Origin of the sequence: Gardnerella swidsinskii (assembly GCF_003397705.1) — a bacterium.
In the GTDB taxonomy this organism is placed as follows: Bacteria; Actinomycetota; Actinomycetes; order Actinomycetales; family Bifidobacteriaceae; genus Bifidobacterium; species Bifidobacterium swidsinskii.
Genome location: NZ_QJVB01000003.1, coordinates 236,397 through 254,970 on the forward strand (window position 1 = coordinate 236,397; position 18,574 = coordinate 254,970).

Annotated in this window: 14 protein-coding genes and 1 tRNA gene; 10 read left to right on the top strand and 5 right to left on the bottom strand. The window is 36.4% G+C overall.

Annotation, left to right across the window (positions count from 1 at the left end; all coding sequences use genetic code 11):
• The first annotated feature begins 132 nt into the window (after window positions 1–132).
• The 10 genes from D0T18_RS04960 to D0T18_RS05005 all read left to right on the top strand — a co-directional run bounded on the left by D0T18_RS04960 (window position 133) and on the right by D0T18_RS05005 (window position 12,448).
• Window positions 133–264 carry a lacticin 481 family lantibiotic gene (locus D0T18_RS04960; RefSeq protein ID WP_004111352.1) on the top strand — a complete coding sequence of 44 codons (132 nt, stop codon included), beginning with the start codon at window positions 133–135 and terminating at the stop codon, window positions 262–264.
• Window positions 265–298: 34 nt separating this feature from the next.
• Window positions 299–3,004: a DUF4135 domain-containing protein gene (locus D0T18_RS04965; protein ID WP_116440595.1), complete on the top strand. Its 2,706-nt coding sequence runs from the start codon at window positions 299–301 to the stop codon at window positions 3,002–3,004.
• On the top strand, window positions 2,991–5,081 hold the full coding sequence (locus D0T18_RS04970; protein ID WP_004111355.1) for a cysteine peptidase family C39 domain-containing protein: 2,091 nt from the start codon (window positions 2,991–2,993) through the stop codon (window positions 5,079–5,081). Before D0T18_RS04965 ends, D0T18_RS04970 begins: the two co-directional genes overlap by 14 nt.
• Window positions 5,074–6,015, top strand: coding sequence for an ABC transporter ATP-binding protein (locus D0T18_RS04975; protein ID WP_004111357.1), 942 nt, complete (start codon window positions 5,074–5,076; stop codon window positions 6,013–6,015). The genes D0T18_RS04970 and D0T18_RS04975 overlap by 8 nt, the downstream gene beginning before the upstream one ends.
• Window positions 6,012–6,764: an ABC transporter permease gene (locus D0T18_RS04980; RefSeq protein WP_004111358.1), complete on the top strand. Its 753-nt coding sequence runs from the start codon at window positions 6,012–6,014 to the stop codon at window positions 6,762–6,764. The genes D0T18_RS04975 and D0T18_RS04980 overlap by 4 nt, the downstream gene beginning before the upstream one ends.
• Window positions 6,761–7,501, top strand: a complete 741-nt coding sequence (locus D0T18_RS04985; protein WP_004111359.1) for a hypothetical protein — start codon at window positions 6,761–6,763, stop codon at window positions 7,499–7,501. Before D0T18_RS04980 ends, D0T18_RS04985 begins: the two co-directional genes overlap by 4 nt.
• On the top strand, window positions 7,498–8,727 hold the full coding sequence (locus D0T18_RS04990) for a sensor histidine kinase (RefSeq protein ID WP_004111360.1): 1,230 nt from the start codon (window positions 7,498–7,500) through the stop codon (window positions 8,725–8,727). Before D0T18_RS04985 ends, D0T18_RS04990 begins: the two co-directional genes overlap by 4 nt.
• A complete protein-coding gene (locus D0T18_RS04995) occupies window positions 8,720–9,403 on the top strand; it encodes a response regulator (protein ID WP_004111361.1) in 684 nt (227 codons plus the stop codon). Before D0T18_RS04990 ends, D0T18_RS04995 begins: the two co-directional genes overlap by 8 nt.
• A gap of 709 nt (window positions 9,404–10,112) precedes the next feature.
• The gene (locus D0T18_RS05000) at window positions 10,113–11,501 is read left to right on the top strand and encodes a PTS ascorbate transporter subunit IIC (protein WP_116440596.1); all 1,389 of its coding nucleotides are present in this window, start codon (window positions 10,113–10,115) and stop codon (window positions 11,499–11,501) included.
• 215 nt (window positions 11,502–11,716) lie between these two features.
• Window positions 11,717–12,448: a GntR family transcriptional regulator gene (locus D0T18_RS05005; protein WP_012914074.1), complete on the top strand. Its 732-nt coding sequence runs from the start codon at window positions 11,717–11,719 to the stop codon at window positions 12,446–12,448.
• A gap of 94 nt (window positions 12,449–12,542) precedes the next feature.
• On the opposite strand, the gene D0T18_RS05010 is transcribed toward D0T18_RS05005, so the two are convergent.
• The 5 genes from D0T18_RS05010 to D0T18_RS05030 all read right to left on the bottom strand — a co-directional run bounded on the left by D0T18_RS05010 (window position 12,543) and on the right by D0T18_RS05030 (window position 18,464).
• Window positions 12,543–12,630 (bottom strand) — tRNA-Leu (locus tag D0T18_RS05010).
• A 114-nt stretch (window positions 12,631–12,744) separates the two neighbouring features.
• Window positions 12,745–14,691, bottom strand: coding sequence for an FAD-binding protein (locus D0T18_RS05015; RefSeq protein WP_116440597.1), 1,947 nt, complete (start codon window positions 14,689–14,691; stop codon window positions 12,745–12,747).
• 40 nt (window positions 14,692–14,731) lie between these two features.
• The gene (gene dprA / locus D0T18_RS05020) at window positions 14,732–16,276 is read right to left on the bottom strand and encodes a DNA-processing protein DprA (protein ID WP_004111365.1); all 1,545 of its coding nucleotides are present in this window, start codon (window positions 16,274–16,276) and stop codon (window positions 14,732–14,734) included.
• The gene (locus tag D0T18_RS05025; RefSeq protein ID WP_004111366.1) at window positions 16,273–17,916 is read right to left on the bottom strand and encodes a YifB family Mg chelatase-like AAA ATPase; all 1,644 of its coding nucleotides are present in this window, start codon (window positions 17,914–17,916) and stop codon (window positions 16,273–16,275) included. The genes dprA and D0T18_RS05025 overlap by 4 nt, the downstream gene beginning before the upstream one ends.
• Complete coding sequence (locus D0T18_RS05030; protein ID WP_102703032.1) at window positions 17,916–18,464, bottom strand: YraN family protein; 549 nt, start codon at window positions 18,462–18,464, stop codon at window positions 17,916–17,918. The genes D0T18_RS05025 and D0T18_RS05030 overlap by 1 nt, the downstream gene beginning before the upstream one ends.
• Window positions 18,465–18,574: the final 110 nt, after the last annotated feature.

The window sequence follows — 18,574 nt, forward strand, 5'->3', positions numbered from 1 at the left end:
TATGCATGTTGATGGATAGGCACTTTTATATTTGTGATTATTAAATTGTCCTAAGTAACTAGGAATAGGTGAAGTTCTTCCTAATCTCTATTAACTACATTATTTTATTTGGATACCTCAAAGGAGACGAACATGAAAGATGTACTTGTTGAGATTACAGATGCTGAATTAGATGAAATTCTCGGTGCTGGAGATGGAGTCATGCATACATTGACTCATGAATGCCATATGAACACTTGGCAATTCTTGTTAACCTGCTGTTAAGACCATAAAGAAGTTAGGAAGGATTTCACCTAAAATGGTTACTGATGAAACCAATGAGCTATATCAGTTTAATGGTGTATTCGAAAAAGTTAGAAGTGCTGATATTCGTCTTATAGATACTTCTAATCTGGAGCTGGAGCATGTGCTTGGGCCAACGATAGTACTGTTCCTAGCGAACTATAAAGCCAAGAATGGGAAACCGTCTTTTGCTGATTTCATCAGTCGTTTAGAGCATGATGATACTTTCTTTTCAGAATTCATGCATTTAGCAAGGCATAGGCTAGAAAATGTAGCAAAACTAGAATTAAAAAAGAAAGAATATAAAAAATGGGTTACAGGTTGTTTGCATAGTGATGTTCATCAGATAAACAAGGTTTTCAATTATTCTTTCAATAAGAATAATAAAATATTAACTAAAGTTTGCGGTGATTTACATGAAACACCTCCTTCTTTCCTAGTAGAATCAAAAGACTTTAAGTTGTATTTGAAGCGTGGCTCAAATGGTAATTTACAAGTATTGGAAGTTCTATGGAGCTTAATATCTGAAGATGAGAAAATATTGGATTTGGTTTGGCCAAAAAGTTTAAATTTGGGGGATCATTCTTGGTATGAATCTATTGATCGCAAACCATTATCATCAAAAGAACAGGCTTCAAGATACTACCGGAGATTTGGACAAATTATGTGTTTGGCTTATGCGTTGCGTATGAGCGATTTGCATTATGAAAATATTATTGCTCATGGAGAATATCCTGTAATTATTGATTATGAGACACTAGGTGCGTTAAATATAAATGAAAGTTATCGCAAGAATGATGTTAGTTTTAATTATAAACTATTGAAGCGGATAAATAACAGTGTTCTTATGACAGGAATGCTTCCACTAGCTGCAAATCAATCTGAGCGTGATGATGTTGGTGCTATATCTTCAAAGAGAATACTTAGATCTGTTAAGGAACTGGTTGATATAGGAACTTTAGATATGAGGTTTGAGAGAAAAGATAGAATAGTCTCTACTAACACTGCCTCTCCCTTCTTAAGTAAATATGATGGTGAAGAAAATTTGGCATGGGAAGATTATTACGATGATATATTAGATGGTTTTCATTATACGTATACAGCTATTCTTAAAGTGCGTAAGGAGTTGATTGCTAAGTTAGAAAGTGTTGCTACATCTATAGAAAGTAGAATTTTATTACGTAATACCCGAGAATATGCTGCTGTTATAGAGGCGTTGAAATCATATCGTTTTCAAGAACGTAAGGAATATATTTGGAAGATTTTTTGCGAAAAGAAGTATGGTATTTTATCTTCAAATTTAGTTGACTACGAGCGTTCGGTTCTAGAAGTTGGACTTATTCCGTCTTTTTACTGTAGAGCAAATTCAAAAGATCTTTATGGTGGGAATAAACAGCTACTATGTGAGCTTTCTTTGACTCCTATGACTTTAATGAAACAACAACTTGAAAGGCTGAATACAAAAGATCTTAAATTTCAAGTTGATGTGATTGAGTTTTCTCTTAAAGGTGTAGCTACAGTGCAAAACACGCAATGGATAACCTATTGTGAGACTTGCAAAAAAAATAGTTTAATTGCGCTAAAGTCACAAACACAGATAGCTTCCGATTTATCTTTTAGTATTGAAGAATTCTTTACAAAGTATGCTGTAATTGATAAACATAATTCGAAGAATAGATATTGGTTTGGAGCCAATGTTGATGATCGGGACAATCTAGTTATTGATGTTGTTTCCAGTAATTTATATTCTGGAAGAGACGGTATTGAGACTGTTCTTAAAAATAGTCTTCCCGATGATAAGAATGGTCAATTTACATCTAGTTCAGTTTATTTGAGTTATATGTCTCGTTTGATTGTTGGTGAAGATCGTAATCGATTTTTATCGTGCAATATTAATGAAATCTTGAATTGTGTTCGAAAAGATAGTGTTCATGATGTTCTTGGAGGGAACGCGGGTTTTATTTTTTCTTTGGCTGATATGCACACTGATTATACGCATGTTCTTATTCAAGAAGCTGCATACAGTTTAAAGAAAAAAATGATCTGTGAAGAAGGGATTTTGCGATGGCCTATCGGAAATGAAGTAAGAAAAGCTAATGCCAGCTTTGCGCATGGTAATGCTGGCATAGGATTGTCGCTTCTTAAGGCTGGAATAGTTCTCCATAACGAAGAATACGTCGATCTTGGATTAAAAGCTATAAAGACAGATGATTCATTTATAAATGCAAGTGGTTTATGGGTGGATACGCGTCATATTCCATCAATTCCAACTGCTAACTGGTGTAATGGAACAACTGGTATGGTTCTTAGCCGATATTTATTATTGGAATTGGATAAAACAGTAGGATTTCTAGATTATTTTGAACGTCAAAAAGCTCGTGAAGAAATTCATTTAGGGATTCAACATATTCTTTCTAGCTTTTATTCATTAACAAGTTTTTCTATGTGCCATGGCATTTCAGGTAACCTTAAGTTGCTAATATTTCTTGATAAGCAAGGTCTTTTATCTGTAAATCAAAGTGTTGAATTGAGTCGTCAGATTAAACTATTCCTACGTTATATTGTTGATTTTGGATGTGGGTTCGGTAATAATCGTTTTCAATCTTTAGGACTTATGACAGGACTAGCAGGGATTAAATTGTTCCTCGATGAACTCTCTAATGACAAAGCAACTTTGTTTCCTCTTATTCCAGTAAGGAGTGATGCAAATGAAAATGATTAAACAACAGTCAGAAAAAGATTGTTTACTCGCATGTTTTGCCATGGTTTTGTCTGTTTATGGGATTAGCAGAGATCCATATTCGATTAATCCTGAACACTACCTATTTGAGTCTGATGGATTACGAGCATCTAGTTTGCGATCTTTATGTGAAAAATATGGTCTACTGTTAAAAGCATATCGTATTAATTCTTTAGAGTTGTTGGAATATGCCAAGCAAAGTGATTCAATCTTGATTTTACATTTGATCAACAATCATTATGTTGTGCTATCAAAAGTAAAAAAAGAGTTTTTAGTTATAAACGATCCAGCATACGGTATAAGACGTATTCGTATTGATGAACTTAGTAGAATTTTTTCAGGAACAGTGTTGTCGATTTCTAAAGATTCTTCATCAAAAGTGAAAATCGATAAAAAAGATCCTGTGAAAAAAACTAATGTTTTTTCTTTATTTTCAAAAACTGGTTTTTTGTGGATGCTGCTTTCTTTTATTTGTATTCAAGGTGTTTCATTATTATACGCTGCGTTATTGCGTTGTATAGTTGAGAAAAACAATAGTTTTAACTATTTGTTTATAGCAGTAGGGTGTATAGGGCTAATTACTGTATTGAATTATTTTGTGCAGGTAAAAGCATTAGAAAAAGGGGCTAGAGATTTTGATAGGGCTTATTCAAATCGTCTAATCAAATCAATGACACAACAGCCATTATCTTATTTCGAACGTTCCAGCATAGGTGCTTTAATCGAGAAGTTAGCTTTACGCACTACGGTGCGTGATACGCTACAAAAGGCAATCATTCCTCAACTGTTTTCAGCTATATCTTCTACTGTCCTTCTTGGATTCATAGCCTATTTTACCCCTATTATTTCAGTCGTTCTACTTTTAGGGTTAGCTTTTTTTGCAACCATTAACTATTTCATTGTTAATAGACAAAAAGAATTGACGTTTGATTTTATTCAATCTCAGCAAAACTTATCAACTAGAATTCAACATGATATTGAAGATATTGCTGTTCTTATTTCTACTCGTAAAACCAATTATATTGCAGATAAATGGATTCAATTAAATGATTCACTAACGTCTAGTTATCTATCGCTAACAAAACTAGTTACGTTAGCTCAGTCGTTCTCTTCTTTTTTCACATATGCTTCAAATATTTTTCTGGCCGTTTATCTAGCATTTTGTTTCAAAATGGGCAGTGTTAACCTGGGTGAAATGCTAATGATACAATCATGTGCAGCACTATCTGTATCAGGATTAAAAGATGTGCTTAACTCGTTTACTGGATATGTAACTGTACGACAAAATCTAGATAGGAATAATGACCTTACTGCTACGCAACCTAAACAATTATTTGTCGAAGATTCTTCTAGCTCTGAATTAGTTGCTACAAATTTGAGTGTAACTTTACCAGGAAATAAACATTTAGATTATGGGACTATTCATTTCACTCCTGGAGAGAAGGTATTTCTAATAGGCAGATCTGGTATTGGAAAAACAACCTTTATTAAGACTCTGCTTGGTTTAATACCTCATCAAGGTCTGTTGTATCAGCCGAGTAGTTTTAACGATAAAGTTGGAGTTTCGTTAGCTGATACACCTTTAGGCGGATCCACCATCCGAGAATTTCTTGTGGGTGAATATGATAAAAAAGATGCTAACTTACTTTGGTCGGCACTGGAAATAGTTTCTTTAGATCAACGTATAAAAGAATTTCCTTTAAAATTGGATTCCTTATTGTTGGAAAATGCTTCTAATTTGTCAAGTGGAGAAAAAAAGAGATTAGCTATTGCTCGCGCTCTTGTTTCGGCTCAAAACGGATGGGTTTTTTTGGATGAGCCTTATATTGGGTTAAATCAAGAACTTATAAAAACTATTCATTCGAATCTTAAAAACAACAAACAATTATCAATTATGTTAGTTACGCACAACTTGCGAATGTTGAAACCGCAAGACAAAGTTATATTTTTCAGTGATATTGCATCACCAGAAATTGGTACACATTCGCAGCTATTGAATAGTAGCGAAATGTATCGAAATTATTACAAATCACAAATGAATGGAGATATTAATGTCTAAGTACGCAATTGAAACTTGTAGACTATCAAAAGTCTATGGTGATCAGGCTGTAGTGCGGGATTTGTCTATTCATGTTCCACGTGGAAGCATCTATGGTTTTCTTGGACCAAATGGTGCTGGCAAATCAACAACTATGAAGATGTTGCTTGGTCTTGTTAAACCTTCAAGTGGTCAGATTGTAGAGTTTCGGAATTCTGCAAGTAATGGTAGCTCTAAGAAAGTGTTGCCGGGGTTATTGGTAGGATCGTTGATAGAAGGTCCGGCATTTTATCCTAATTTAAGTGCCTTAGAGAACGTTGATTTGGTTTGCGATTATCTTGGCATTGTTCGTGCTCAAGGTCGAGAAGCACTCGACATGGTTGGGCTTTCAGGTATAACTGGTAAAAAACCAGTGAAAGCGTTTTCTTTAGGAATGAAGCAGCGTCTAGGTATAGCGCTAGCTTTGGCAGCGAATCCACCTGTGTTGATTTTAGATGAGCCAACAAATGGTTTAGATCCTGCTGGTGTAGTAGAAATGCGTCAGCTAATTGTTAATTGGGCGCATAACCGTGGTACGACGGTGATGATTTCATCTCATATACTTTCTGAAATTGAACAGATGGCTGATTATGTGGGGATTATCTCAGCAGGAACTTTACGCTTTGAGGGGCGTATGCAGGATATTTGTTCTGCAGGGTACTTGCAACTACAAGTTTCTGATATGCAATCTGCAGTAGTTCTATTATCTAATTGTGGTATTGATTATAAAGTGGAAGAGGCTAGTAGATCCCTAATATTGCCAATTATATCTAATGAAGTAGTAGCAAATTTGGTTGCACATCTTGTGAATCAAAATGTGAAAGTATATAGGGTACAAATGGTTCGTCAATCTTTGGAAGAAGCATTCTTAGAACTAACAGATCCAATTTACACATCAAAGGTGGTCGCAAAATGAAGCAGTTTATTTTAACGCTAAAAAGTTTGCGTCATCGACAGATTTTGCTGATTACATTATTATTCATTGCTGTTGTTGGCTTATGGTTGGGTGCAGCGCTTGCTAAACGTGCTCGTGGCCCCAAAGAGATTCACCTTTATTTGCTAGCATTGAATGAGGTGATGATGTTAGCTATCTACGTGTTACCGATTATTGCTGCAATTGTCGCCTCTAGGGTGGTAACCACATCGCGTGATGGTGGTATGGATACTAAACTGCGTTCTATGGGAATTTCTGCTAGTCGCCAGTTTGGTGCAAATCTTGTTGTAACTATAATGATTACTACGCTAGTTGCTGTTTTCATTTTGGCATTAGCACTCGTATCATCGTTAATATATGGATTTAATAGACCAAACAACATTACAATAATATCATTATCTGCTTTACTTGCACTGGTAGGAGATGCGATTGCTGTAAGTGCTATACATACATGGGCTGCTACACAATTTTCACAACAAGGTGTGACTCTTGGAATGGCTGTGGTTGCTGCTATAGGTACATCTGCACTTCCATTTGCTGGTTTAAATTATTTATCTTGGATTTTGCCTTGGGGTATTGTTAGTGCTGCGAATCCGGTACTTGGTTCAACTGGTGGCGTGGTTACTATTAGCTCCGAAGCACTACTGTTTGGCGTAGTAGCAGTGATTGTTGGGATTTTCTGGTCTAGTGTGTGCATGTTTTTGATTAAAATTAGAAAGGTGGAACAATGATAAAAAAAACATTTGCTTGGGAATGTAGGAAAAATAACATTACTTGGTATTGGATTGCTTTATTGTGTACGTCTTTTCTTGGATTGCTTATGGGAATTAGTCAATATGAGTCATATGAAGCAGAGTTCAAGGCTCAAGGAGTTACCTATTTAGCAGTATGGGGTCAGTCTGCGTTGTTGCCAACGACATTATTCTTTCCTATATTGCTTGGTGCACTGCAAGCGCAGAAAATGTCTAATGAGCATAATGGTCGTAATATTGCTCGTTTAAAGGCTATTGGAGTTGTTAATAAGTATATTACAACATTGACGCTTCATTCCTTTGTTATTTCTATGTTTTCTGTATTGCTGTTTGGCACTTTACAACTTGTTGCTGGCATATTTCTTCATTTTCATATTTCTGATGTATTTTCTCTAGTTCCTCGTTTATTTGCGATTGCATTAGCGATGACAGCTTGGCAACTGATTGTAGTGGGTATTGGGGTTCGCCTTTCAGGATTTTCTTCAATTGTTACAGTTGTGTTGGTTTCATCACTCATAGGATTTGGAATGGCTATTGTTGCACCCGCATTATCTGTTGTTTATCCACCGGCTCTTCTTGCGTATGCAAGTGCTGTACGTTGTATAGGTGATTTTTATGCGGTAGGTTCGATTGTTATCTCTGTTATGATGAATCTAATGTGGATAATTTTGGGAATGATATTCATAAAGGTTCAATTCAAACGAGCAAGGCTATGAGCACTTATATGCGTGAGAAAGCTTTATTTCATCACGATTATAACGCTAGACGAATATCCTCAAGTAGTTACCGGCTTGGGTTCTTTGACCAAATATATGCAGCTTGGATAAATAACTCTGAGCCGGTATGGATTATTGGAATACTTTCGACTATCTATCAAATAATAATTGGATTACGTAGTGATGCTGATCCGATTATAGTGTGGATGACGGTTGTGCTAACTTCTATTGCAGTATTTGGTAGGCGCCGATATTGGCATATTTCTGTTGCTTTATCTCTTATGGCCGCTAGTATATCTGCCTATTGTGGAGATGTAAATATTGGATTGCTTACCATGTATATTCTGGCTTCTTCAGGTATATGTTTGCTTGATATGCGAAAAATGTTAATAGGTATATTAGCCTTAGGTGCTGGAGTTGTCTTATCAACTCTTTATGGATATGTAGTCTTCGGCAGGAAATTAATTATTCCTGCCATTTCTGTTTTTGTATTTACATCTCTAACTGCTGCTCTAATACGAATGAGAGCAAATCAGGTCAGAGAGAAACAACAAGAACAAGCCATATTATCTGAACTACATGAGAGTGAATCCCAAGCACGAGTTAATGAGAAAGCTACGAGAATGGCAACTGTGCTACACGATTCTGTTGGACATTGTCTTACCGCAATTATTAGCCTAACTGAGGGTCTGCAAGTAGATGATGATTTAGATGTGAAACAGCATGAAATAGTGAAACTTATCAACGAATATGCTAGAAGTGGCTTACGGCAAACGAGAACTCTAGTTAACTCGATATCTGGTGGAGAACAAGATAGTAATAAGGAACATTCTATTACCGATATTGAAGAACTGGTTGCAGGAATCAATAAACTTGGAATACGTGCACAGCTAGAAATAACACCAGTAGTTCCAGAAGTGGGGGTTCAAATTCAATGGGCATACAGGATTATTCGCGAATCTATAACGAATACTTTGAAACATGCTACACATGCTACAGAAATTAGTGTTCAAATCACCATAACGTTGAAAGGAGAACTCGAAGTTGTTGTAATTGATAATGGCAAACAGATGGGTATTCATGAACAGACTCCGTCTACTGGTTATGGTCTTGCTCATATCGCTGCTGATTTAGTCAGTATTGGAGGCTCTATTACTGCAGGGGTCTATGCTAGAGGTGGCTGGAGAGTGCATGCAATTATACCAAAGGAAAATATCTATGATTGATCGCAAAAAAATCCGAGTTATTATTGTCGATGATCAGAAAGCTATCCGTTATGGATTTTCAATGATAATTAACAAATCTGCTACATGTACTGTCATAGGATCTTGTGAAAACGGGCTAGTTGCATTAGATATGCTTGAAAGGTTATCTGCATCGGGTGAGCAGTTGCCGGAAATAATAATTATGGATATTAGGATGCCTGTTATGAATGGGATCATTGCGACAAAACATATTAAAACTAAATACAGAAATATTAAGATTCTTGCACTTACTACTTATGATTATGACGACTATGCATTTAAAATGCTAAGTTCTGGAGCTTCCGGTTTCCTACTAAAGGATGTGCGCGGACCGCAACTTATATCTGCTATTGAAGCTATTAATGCAGGAGATGCTGTGCTAACTCCAAGAATAACAGGAAAGATATTAGCTCGTCATGTTTCTCAAATCAGTGCAAGTCAAGATGTGCAAATAGCTAGAGCTAAATTTGATGCTCTAACAGAACATGAAATTGAAATAGTAAGCCTTGTGTCATGTGGTCTCAATAATGCAGAAATTGCTGAGAAGCTTTTTATTGAACCTGATTCAGCCAAAAAAGCTGTCTCTCGTATTCTTGCAAAACTGGGGATGCGTGATCGCGTGCAACTAGCTATAGAATGGATAAAAACTTCTAATTGAGTAAAAATAAAAGTCATACTCTAATTAGACATATGTAAGACAATTCACATTTACGAAATAAATCGAAAAATTTAATAGTTTTGCACTCAAAAACGATAAAAACAATTATGTGGTATGAACTGTGCTAAAAATTAAAAATATTTTACTCAGCAGTTTTATATGTATTGTATATTTGAAAAAGTGGGAGTGACAGTTTTTGATGAGAATTATTGACCGAAATATAAACATATGTTTATACAGTAAAACATATGTTTATTTTCATTAAAAACTGTAATAATTACTGATTTTATAAAGCACTTCGTGAAAATGGAGTGCTTTTTTCTGTATATTGGTGTGTCGAATTTTCTAAAAACAGGTAAAAATTTCGAATTTTATTGATATTTAATAAATATTTTAGTTATAAATAGTGTTATTTTAATTGTTTATAATGTTTAAACGATATAATGAATTTGACATGAAACAACAGTATGAGCTGTAACAGTAGTTGTTGGCTGGGTATAAAAACTACTGCTCGTAGTAGCTCTTACTACTTTGCTTCATTGCGGAACCGTGAATTTTGTATGTGTAGTTTTACTGTGCTACGAAACTAATCGTGTATTTCGAATAGTTTCACCTACGGTATCGTTTGCGAAGTTTGTAAGATATTTTTGCCGCCAATAATTGCGTAAGCCGCTCAAACTATATCGATTAATATGGTAAGGAGAGTTACGTGGACGGAATTCTGTCAGTACTGCTCGATATTTTCAGACAGCCATCTGTTATAGTTGCGCTTATTTCTTTTATTGGGCTTGCAGTGCAAAGAAAGAAATTCTCGGATATTTTGCAAGGATCAATCCGTACTCTTGTTGGTTTTCTTGTTTTAGCAGCTGGTTCTGGAGTTATTACTGAAGCGTTGAACCCCTTTGGCAAAATGTTTCAATACGCATTTCATGTGCAAGGCGTAGTGCCGAATAATGAAGCAATTATTGGAACTGTTTTATTGAAGTATGGCTCTGAATCTGCGCTTATTTTCTTCTTTGGAATGATTGTTAATATTATTCTTTCTATTACTTCTCGTTTTAAATTTATCTATTTAACGGGTCACGTAGCTTTCTATATGGCAAGTATGCTTGCAGTTATATTTAATGTTGCAGGATTTAGCATGTGGGAAGTTCTTTTATGGGGTTCAATTGCTCAAGGATTGTTTACGACAATTTCTCCAGCACTGGTGCAGCCGTTTATGAAGAAAGCTTCAGGCAAAGATGATGTTGCTTTAGGACATCCTGCTGGTACTGGTGTTGCTTTAGGTGCGTTAATTGCAAAGCTTACTGCTTCAAAAAAGCGTCCTTCTAAGTCAACTGAGGATATTAAATTCCCAGCAGCATTGGGATTCTTGCGTGATACAACAGTTCTTATCACGCTTTCTATGGCTGTTATTTATATAGTAGTGGCACTTTTTGCTGGATCTTCGTATGTCGAAACACATTTATCTAATGGTCAAAACTTCATTGTTTTCGTTATGTTGAAGGCTGCAACTTTTGCTGCAGGTGTTTATATTATTCTTGCAGGCGTGCAGATTGTTCTTGACGAAATTGTTCCAGCTTTTAAGGGAATATCGGAAAAGCTTGTTAAAAATGCGCGTCCTGCTTTAGATGCACCAATGACTTTTGGCTTTGCTCCTAATGCTGTTCTTATTGGTTTCTTAGCTAGTTTCTTTGGCGGTTTGCTTGGAATGACGCTTATGGCGATTTTGGGAACGACAATTATTATTCCTGGAATTGTTGCGCATTTCATGGCTGGTGGTGCTGCAGGAGTATTCGGTAATGGTCAAGGTGGAATACGTGGTTGCTTGACTGCATCATTTATTAATGGTCTTTTTATTACTTTCCTTCCGTTGTTCCTTTTGCCAGTGCTTGGCGATTTGGGAAGCGCAAATTCTACATATTCTGATGCGGATTATGGTGTATTTGGTGTAATACTTGGTCACGCAAATATTGTCGGTGGTCGTACTGTTTTAATTTCTGTAATACTTATTGCACTAATATTGTTCTATTCTGTTTCGATATTGATGAATAAACGCGATTCTAATAATTTTGAAAAGGTTGAAGAAATAAAATAAGTAAAGAAAATAAAAATACAATTAAATAATTGTATATACATATAAAAATTAAAAATTTTTTTACTCATTTTCTTATTTATTTGTACATTTTATTGTATGACTGGTAGGATAACAGAGTTATTAGTTTTGCATGAGCCGTTGTTACTATGCTGTGTTTTACACAAACTAGTATCAACGGCTTTTTCATATTAGCGTTTAGCTAGGGGAGAGTGATAATGGTCGAAGGTGTGCCTAAATACATTGCTGTGCGAGATAATCTACGCGCTCGCATTGATTCTATGGAAGCGAACGAACAATTACCTCCTGAAATTGAATTGTGCAAACAATACAATGTGAGCCGTATTACTTTGAGGCATGCAGTCGATAACCTTATTACTGAAGGATTACTTGTTCGTGAGCAGGGTAGAGGAACATTTCGAGCTTCTTCAATTATTCCTAGTTATAGTCAAGAAGTAATTTCTGATCGTGCGCAAGGATTTTACGAGCAGACTTATTCTAATGATGCAAAAATTAGAATAAAAGTTATTGAAAACGATGTTATTCATGATGAAGATGCTGCTGCTCGTTTAGGCCTTGATCCAGTAGATGAATTGATATGTTTGAAACGCTTGCGTTATGTTGACGATGTTTTATCGCGTTATAGTGTGCTCTATTTGCCTGCTTCTCGTTTTCCTAAAATTTTGACGCATGATTTTTCAGATGAGTCGTTATCTGATTTTTTGCTTAAAGCGTACGCTGTTCAACTTGTAGAAAATGAAGTGTCTGTGCATATAGAAAATCTATGTGACAGGCTTGCAGCAGTACTTAACCTTGAAGTTGGAACTCCTGCAATTACAGCTTATTCTACTGTAAAAGATAAGTTTGGTACGATTATTGCTTTTGGTGCATCTGTTTATGCGCCAAATTCTGGTGAGATTCGTTTCCACCTGCATTCAAATGCTGCTTAATTAAACTTTAGGGCTAACTAAGAATGTCTTAGCTAGCCCATTTTTGTGTTAAAAAACAATAAAACCTTGCTGGTTTTCCAGCAAGGTTTTTTCGTGTCCGGAGCGGGAGTTGAACCCGCACGCCTGTAACAAATAGGCACTAGCACCTCAAGCTAGCGCGTCTACCATTCCGCCACCCGGACAGGTGTTTTAGACAACAGATAAGACTATAACATCTTTTTTTCTTCTTCGCTTCGGCGTGTTGAAAAAATTACGAATTTTCAAAATATTTATATATGAAAATAGTAATAATAGTTTTAAATTATGCTATTTTCAGTATAAAAATCTCCTTTACTATCTTGTTTAAAATCAATAATATTCACTGACTTTTTTGCCAAGTTTCCATCAAAGTCAATGAACGAGTGTTGTGGCAATGAAGAAATATCATGTTTTGGATAGTCTCTTCTAAAGAAAGCACCTCTAGATTCATGTCTAGCAAGTGAAGATTGCAATGCTGCTTTTGCAAGTAGTGACATGTTCTTTATTTCCCATATTGCAGTAATTTCTTGGTTAAAAACTAAATTATTGCTATGGATGTGTAATGATTGAATTTTAGGATCTATAAATTCTTGTATGTCATTGAGTGCTTTTTTAATTGATTGTTCGTCACATGATATTGCAACAGCGTTTTCCATGATTTTTCCTAAATCTGCAAATAATTTATAAGGATTATCTTCTTCTATTTGTGAAGACTCGTCGTTATAGCTGTTGTTTGTAAAATCTGTAGCTTGCTTCGCACTTGTTTCCATAAGCTGATTAAGTTCATTATTTCTTTGTTTATATAAGACTTGTAGTGCAGTATTATTTGAGAAAGTTTTATTGGTTTCGTTGGTTTCGTTGGTTTTGTTACTGTTAGTTTCGTCATCCTTGTTTAAGTTTTTCAATTCTTTTGCTATTGTTGCTCCCGCGCGATTTCCAAAAAGGCATGCGTCAAGCAAGGAGTTTCCTCCTAATCGATTAGCTCCGTGCACTCCTACGCATGAGCATTCTCCGGCAGCGTATAAACCATAAACAATAGTTTGGTTGTTATTTTGCCATCTATATACTTTTCCATCCAAAGTTATCGGTATTCCGCCCATTGTGTAGTGAGCTGTAGGACGAATTGGGACTAAATCGCAAGTTGGGTCAAGATGAGCATATTTTTCAATAGTTTCTGTGACTTGTGGCAAGTATTCTAACATATTTTCTCGGCTGATATGTGTCATATCTAGCCAAACGCAATCGTTATGTGAATTGCTTTGTTGCGTAGTTGTTGAATCGTTTACACCTCTGCCTTCGCGAATTTCTTGGGCAATTGCACGAGAAACAACATCTCTTGGAGCTAAATCTGCATGTGCTTCATCGTATTTTTTCATAAAAGCTTCGCCATTTGAGTTCCTAAGCACGCCGCCTTCAGCTCTTGCTGCTTCTGAAAGCAGAATACCAGTATGAGCTAGTCCAGTAGGGTGGAATTGAATGAACTCGCAGTCTTCAAGTTGTAATCCTGCTTTTAAAGCTAAAGCCATGCCATCGCCTGTTAAATCCCACGAATTAGATGTTGTTGCAAATAATCTTCCCGATCCGCCTGTAGCTAAAAGTAGGAATCTAGACTTTATTGCTCGCAAGTCTCCTGCAGATAAATCAAATGCAACAATTCCTTCAACGCTCATAGTTTGATCGTTTATAGCAACATCTGTTACGTAACAATCTTCAGCAAATACAATATTCTCGGAAACACATTGTTGCCATAAGCTATGTAAAATTTGGTGACCAATACGATCTGCAGCAAAAGCTGCACGTTCAATTGGATTCTTTCCAAAATCAGCAGTATGTCCACCAAAACGGCGTTGGTTAATATATCCATTTTGTGTTCGAGAAAATGCTACGCCATCATGTTCAAGCTGAATAACTGTTTTTGGTGCTTCTTTTGCAAGTAGCTTTGCTGCATCTTGATCGCTTAGCCAATCTCCGCCATGAACTGTGTCATAATAATGCCATTGCCATTTGTCGTGCTCTACATTCCCAAGGCTTGCTGCTATACCTCCTTCAGCAGAACCCGTGTGTGAACGCAATGCTGGCACTTTAGAAATCACTAAAATTGATGGTGTTTTTCCTTCTTTTTTCATGCATGCGTATTCTTCGGATTTAATTAATCCTAGTGCTGCAGATAATCCTGCAGCTCCAGCGCCAACAATAATAACATCGTAGTATTCGCTTGATTGCATACTTTTATTTTCTCACATATCTTGTATTGAGCGCGTTATTTTACGCTACTTTTTGCTGTGATAATGTTAAATTTTCTTTATTTTGTACAATAATTCCTTCCAATTCTAGCAATGCAATTTTTCCAGAAATTTCAGCAATAGATGGTATGTAATCTAATTGTTTTTCTTTGTAAGAAGTTTTTATTATTTCGTATATTCTGTCAACATTTGCAAGTTCGTGTTTGCGTTTGCACGTTGTAATTGCGTCGATAATTAGTTTTTGTGTATTGTCATAATTTTTATAGTCTATACTTAATTTTTCTGGTTTAGGTTGAGAATAAGCAAAGTAGTGATGAGATTGAGGAAACAGAATATCTATATCTTGAGTTGAACACAATATTATAGCTTGTGAATCGTGTATTAGCTTGTTGCATCCCGCATTATTAGGCTGATTGATATCTCCTGGTATAGCGTATAGTTCGCGATTTAAATCCGTTGCCCATGTTGCAGTATTTAGCGCTCCGGATTGTAATCTTGCTTGAGCAACTATAATTTTTGATGCTAGAGCTGCAATAATTCTATTTCGCAATAAAAATCTGTGGCCTACTGGTGTTGTATCTGGGCATAGTTCGCTAATACACACTCCGCCTTTTGCAATAATTTGTTCAAAAAGCTGATAATTGCATCTGGGGCCCATATGATTTAATCCTCCTGCAAATACAGCAATGGTTTTTCCTGTAGGCTTATTTTCATCTATATCTTGTGCATCTAATGCGCCCCAATGTGCTGCTGCATCAATTCCGTACGCTCCACCAGAAATAACAGTATGACCTTTCGAAGCGCAATCATAAGCAAATTGATATGCGAGTTCTCTTCCGTAGTCTGTGCAAGAGCGTGAACCAACAATAGCAAGTGGATTATGACATTGTGTTAATGTTTGTGGATTCCCTACGCCCCACAAGCATAAAGGTGGTGAGAAATGACTCTGAAAAGCCAAATCTTGTAATTGTTTCGGCCAATATTTGCTGTGTGGTGCAATAATCCATTGCTTTCCGCCACAAGTGAACCATTGACATAGTGATTCACTATTCCATGTTGGCAAATGCAATAATCGAACGCACCATGTTGAAATAGAATTGTGTAGCACTTCTAAAGATTTAGGCGCATTATTGTTGTGATAACCCCACGCTGTTAAGCCCTTCTTGAAATAATTTTCTAAGAGAGCAAGCTCTTTATGTTTTTTTATGAAACTTAACATTGTAGATACTAATTCTTGATTTTTGTTACGTTTTCTTGAGGTAAAAGTTTTAGAATTGGCATCGTTTTCTTGATCTGCTACTTCACTAATAATTGGAAGTTGCATTTGTTGAGCTGAGCATGCTGATTGTTGTTTCGTATAATTTTTCACAATTGTTTTTAATAGAGAAACAATTTCTTTAGCGCTTTTAGATCCCAATAGTAGTGTGTACATAATTGCATCCGCTCCTTCAAGGCAGAATGTAAGTATTGCACGAGATATTGTTTCTTCGTCTGGTGAAGAAAAATCGCTAGATGTACTAATGGTTTCTTTAGTGTTATCCGTGTTGTTTATGCTCTTAGTATTCATATTCGTGTCCTTAAACTGATAGCTTGTGCAATGTCTGTCATGTCTGGTGAAGTGTGTCCAGAAAGATCAGCAAGCGTCCACGCGAGTCGCAATGCTCTATCTGCTCCGCGCAAACTCAGTTGATGCTTTTCTAATGCACGGTTGATAAGTCCTACAGCTTGCTGTGAAGTGTATTTTCTAAGCCATGTTCCAGATGCTTGTGCGTTGCAATCCCAGCCTTGTTTTATAAAACGGTCGCGAGCAATTTTACGAGCTTCTATTACGTTATCTCGCATTGTTTTGCTATTCAGATACGTGTTTTTAACTGAGTTTTGTGCATTGTCGTGATGATGGTTTGAAATAATAATTCGTTCTACTGGAGGCACATCCATTTGAATATCGATACGGTCAAGAATTGGACCTGAAAGGCGTGAAAAATATCGTGCTCTTTCGCGCTCTTTGCAAGTGCATCGTTCTCCATTTCCGTATGCGTATCCGCAAGGACAAGGATTTGCAGCAACAACAAGCTGGAATTTAGCTGGATAAAGAGTTGTCCCTTTTGAACGAGAAATAGCAATATGCCCTGATTCCAATGGTTCTCTTAGGGTTTGCAATACTCTAGGAGAAAACTCTGGAGCCTCATCCATAAACAGCACTCCGCAATGTGCTCTAGTAATAATCCCAGGTTTTGCAACTCCTGTTCCTCCTCCAATAAGAGAAGCTGCTGAAGCAGTATGGTGAGGTGCTTCAAATGGTGGAATATTGCTAATTCCGTAGTAGGGAAGTGTGCCACAAAGTGAACGAATTGAAGCAACCTCAAGCTGTTCTTGTTCGTTAAGTGGACACATAATGCTTGGTATTCGTGAAGCTAGCATGGTTTTTCCAGATCCTGGAGGTCCAATCATCATCACGTGATGTCCTCCAGCTGCAGCAACTTGTAGAGCCCATTTTGTATGTTCTTGCCCTATTACTTCAGACATATCTCCAATTTCATGTTTTGGTTCAATTTGTAGTGGGGAAGTGCTTTCTTCGTGAATTGACGGATTATAATCTTCTTCTCCATTGTTATAATTTCCATTTCGTTCAAGAACTTGCATATGTTTATACGCAGGGTCTTCTTCAATAAGCTTTAATGATTCCTCGCTCAAACTGCCATGCAATTGCGTCACTAAATCTAAAATATGGTGTATTCCAATAGATTCAATTCCATCTACAAGTTGTGCTTCGGCAAGATTTTCTTGTGGAATAATCATTCGTTTAAAATGCATCTTTTTTGCGTAAAGTGCAATAGGAAGAATGCCTTGAATAGGTAATACTGTCCCGTCAAGATTTAGTTCTCCTAAAATAATTGTATTTTCTAATTCTGTAAGTGGAATATACTTTTCTGCGCTTAGTATGCTTGCTGCGATAGCTAAATCGTATGATGCTCCGCTTTTTGGCATTGAAGCAGGTGATAAGTTTACTGTTACCCTTCCTTCAGGCCATTTGCAATGCAACGCAAAATGAGCTGATTTAACGCGCTCTCTTGCTTCGCTTAATGAAGTGTCAGGTAAGCCGATAATAGAAAAGTTTGGCATATTTCCAGATATAAAAGCTTGCAGCTGAATAGTAAAAGCTTTAAGACCAATAAGCCCTATTGACGTTGCGTTTCCAATATGCATTAGAATGCTCCTTGAACATGCTTGAATTGGATTGATGAATTATCTTCAATTTCTTCCAAAGATTGCAATTTATATGCAGAATCTGGATAAGTGTATTTGTTAATAATAAGAATTGATACAGCGTCAAATCGAATACGGTAATGAGGTATGTCGCTTCCGAATTCTTCCAGCCATTTCATACCAGTTGTACGTAATTTGCTACGTTTTTCTTGAGTAATTGCTTCAAGTGGAGTGCCACAACGTACGCTTCTTCGAGTTTTTACTTCCACGAATACCAATTTTTGTTCTGGAGTAATCATCACCAAATCTAGCTCTCCATTACGGCAATGCCAGTTTTGGTCAATAACGTGCCACCCTTTTTGTATGAGTCGCAAAGCGGCGTATGTTTCTCCCAGTTTTCCCAACTCTTTACTTTCAAGAGAATCATCTTGAAGCTCGTTGGACACTTGTTCAAGTTTTTCTTGCAAAAATACTTGAGCAGTCTCAGCGTCGTCAATCTCGTCAAGCGAGATAATTTCATCGTCAATAATGTGTTTTTGTGTAATCATGCTGCTATTTTCTGTGCTTATTGAGCAGTAATCCAGATTTTTTAAGCATTGTGGATAAAAGCTGCATACGGCGTGTTGTATTAGAAATTCAGTATATTTTCTGTATTTTT

Coding starts and splice junctions, on each gene's coding strand:
- D0T18_RS04960 (WP_004111352.1), top strand. CDS start 133: ATGAAAGATGTACTTGTTGAGATTACAGATGCTGAATTAGATGAAATT.
- D0T18_RS04965 (WP_116440595.1), top strand. CDS start 299: ATGGTTACTGATGAAACCAATGAGCTATATCAGTTTAATGGTGTATTC.
- D0T18_RS04970 (WP_004111355.1), top strand. CDS start 2,991: ATGAAAATGATTAAACAACAGTCAGAAAAAGATTGTTTACTCGCATGT.
- D0T18_RS04975 (WP_004111357.1), top strand. CDS start 5,074: ATGTCTAAGTACGCAATTGAAACTTGTAGACTATCAAAAGTCTATGGT.
- D0T18_RS04980 (WP_004111358.1), top strand. CDS start 6,012: ATGAAGCAGTTTATTTTAACGCTAAAAAGTTTGCGTCATCGACAGATT.
- D0T18_RS04985 (WP_004111359.1), top strand. CDS start 6,761: ATGATAAAAAAAACATTTGCTTGGGAATGTAGGAAAAATAACATTACT.
- D0T18_RS04990 (WP_004111360.1), top strand. CDS start 7,498: ATGAGCACTTATATGCGTGAGAAAGCTTTATTTCATCACGATTATAAC.
- D0T18_RS04995 (WP_004111361.1), top strand. CDS start 8,720: ATGATTGATCGCAAAAAAATCCGAGTTATTATTGTCGATGATCAGAAA.
- D0T18_RS05005 (WP_012914074.1), top strand. CDS start 11,717: ATGGTCGAAGGTGTGCCTAAATACATTGCTGTGCGAGATAATCTACGC.
- D0T18_RS05015 (WP_116440597.1), bottom strand. CDS start 14,691: ATGCAATCAAGCGAATACTACGATGTTATTATTGTTGGCGCTGGAGCT.
- dprA (WP_004111365.1), bottom strand. CDS start 16,276: ATGAATACTAAGAGCATAAACAACACGGATAACACTAAAGAAACCATT.
- D0T18_RS05025 (WP_004111366.1), bottom strand. CDS start 17,916: ATGCATATTGGAAACGCAACGTCAATAGGGCTTATTGGTCTTAAAGCT.
- D0T18_RS05030 (WP_102703032.1), bottom strand. CDS start 18,464: ATGATTACACAAAAACACATTATTGACGATGAAATTATCTCGCTTGAC.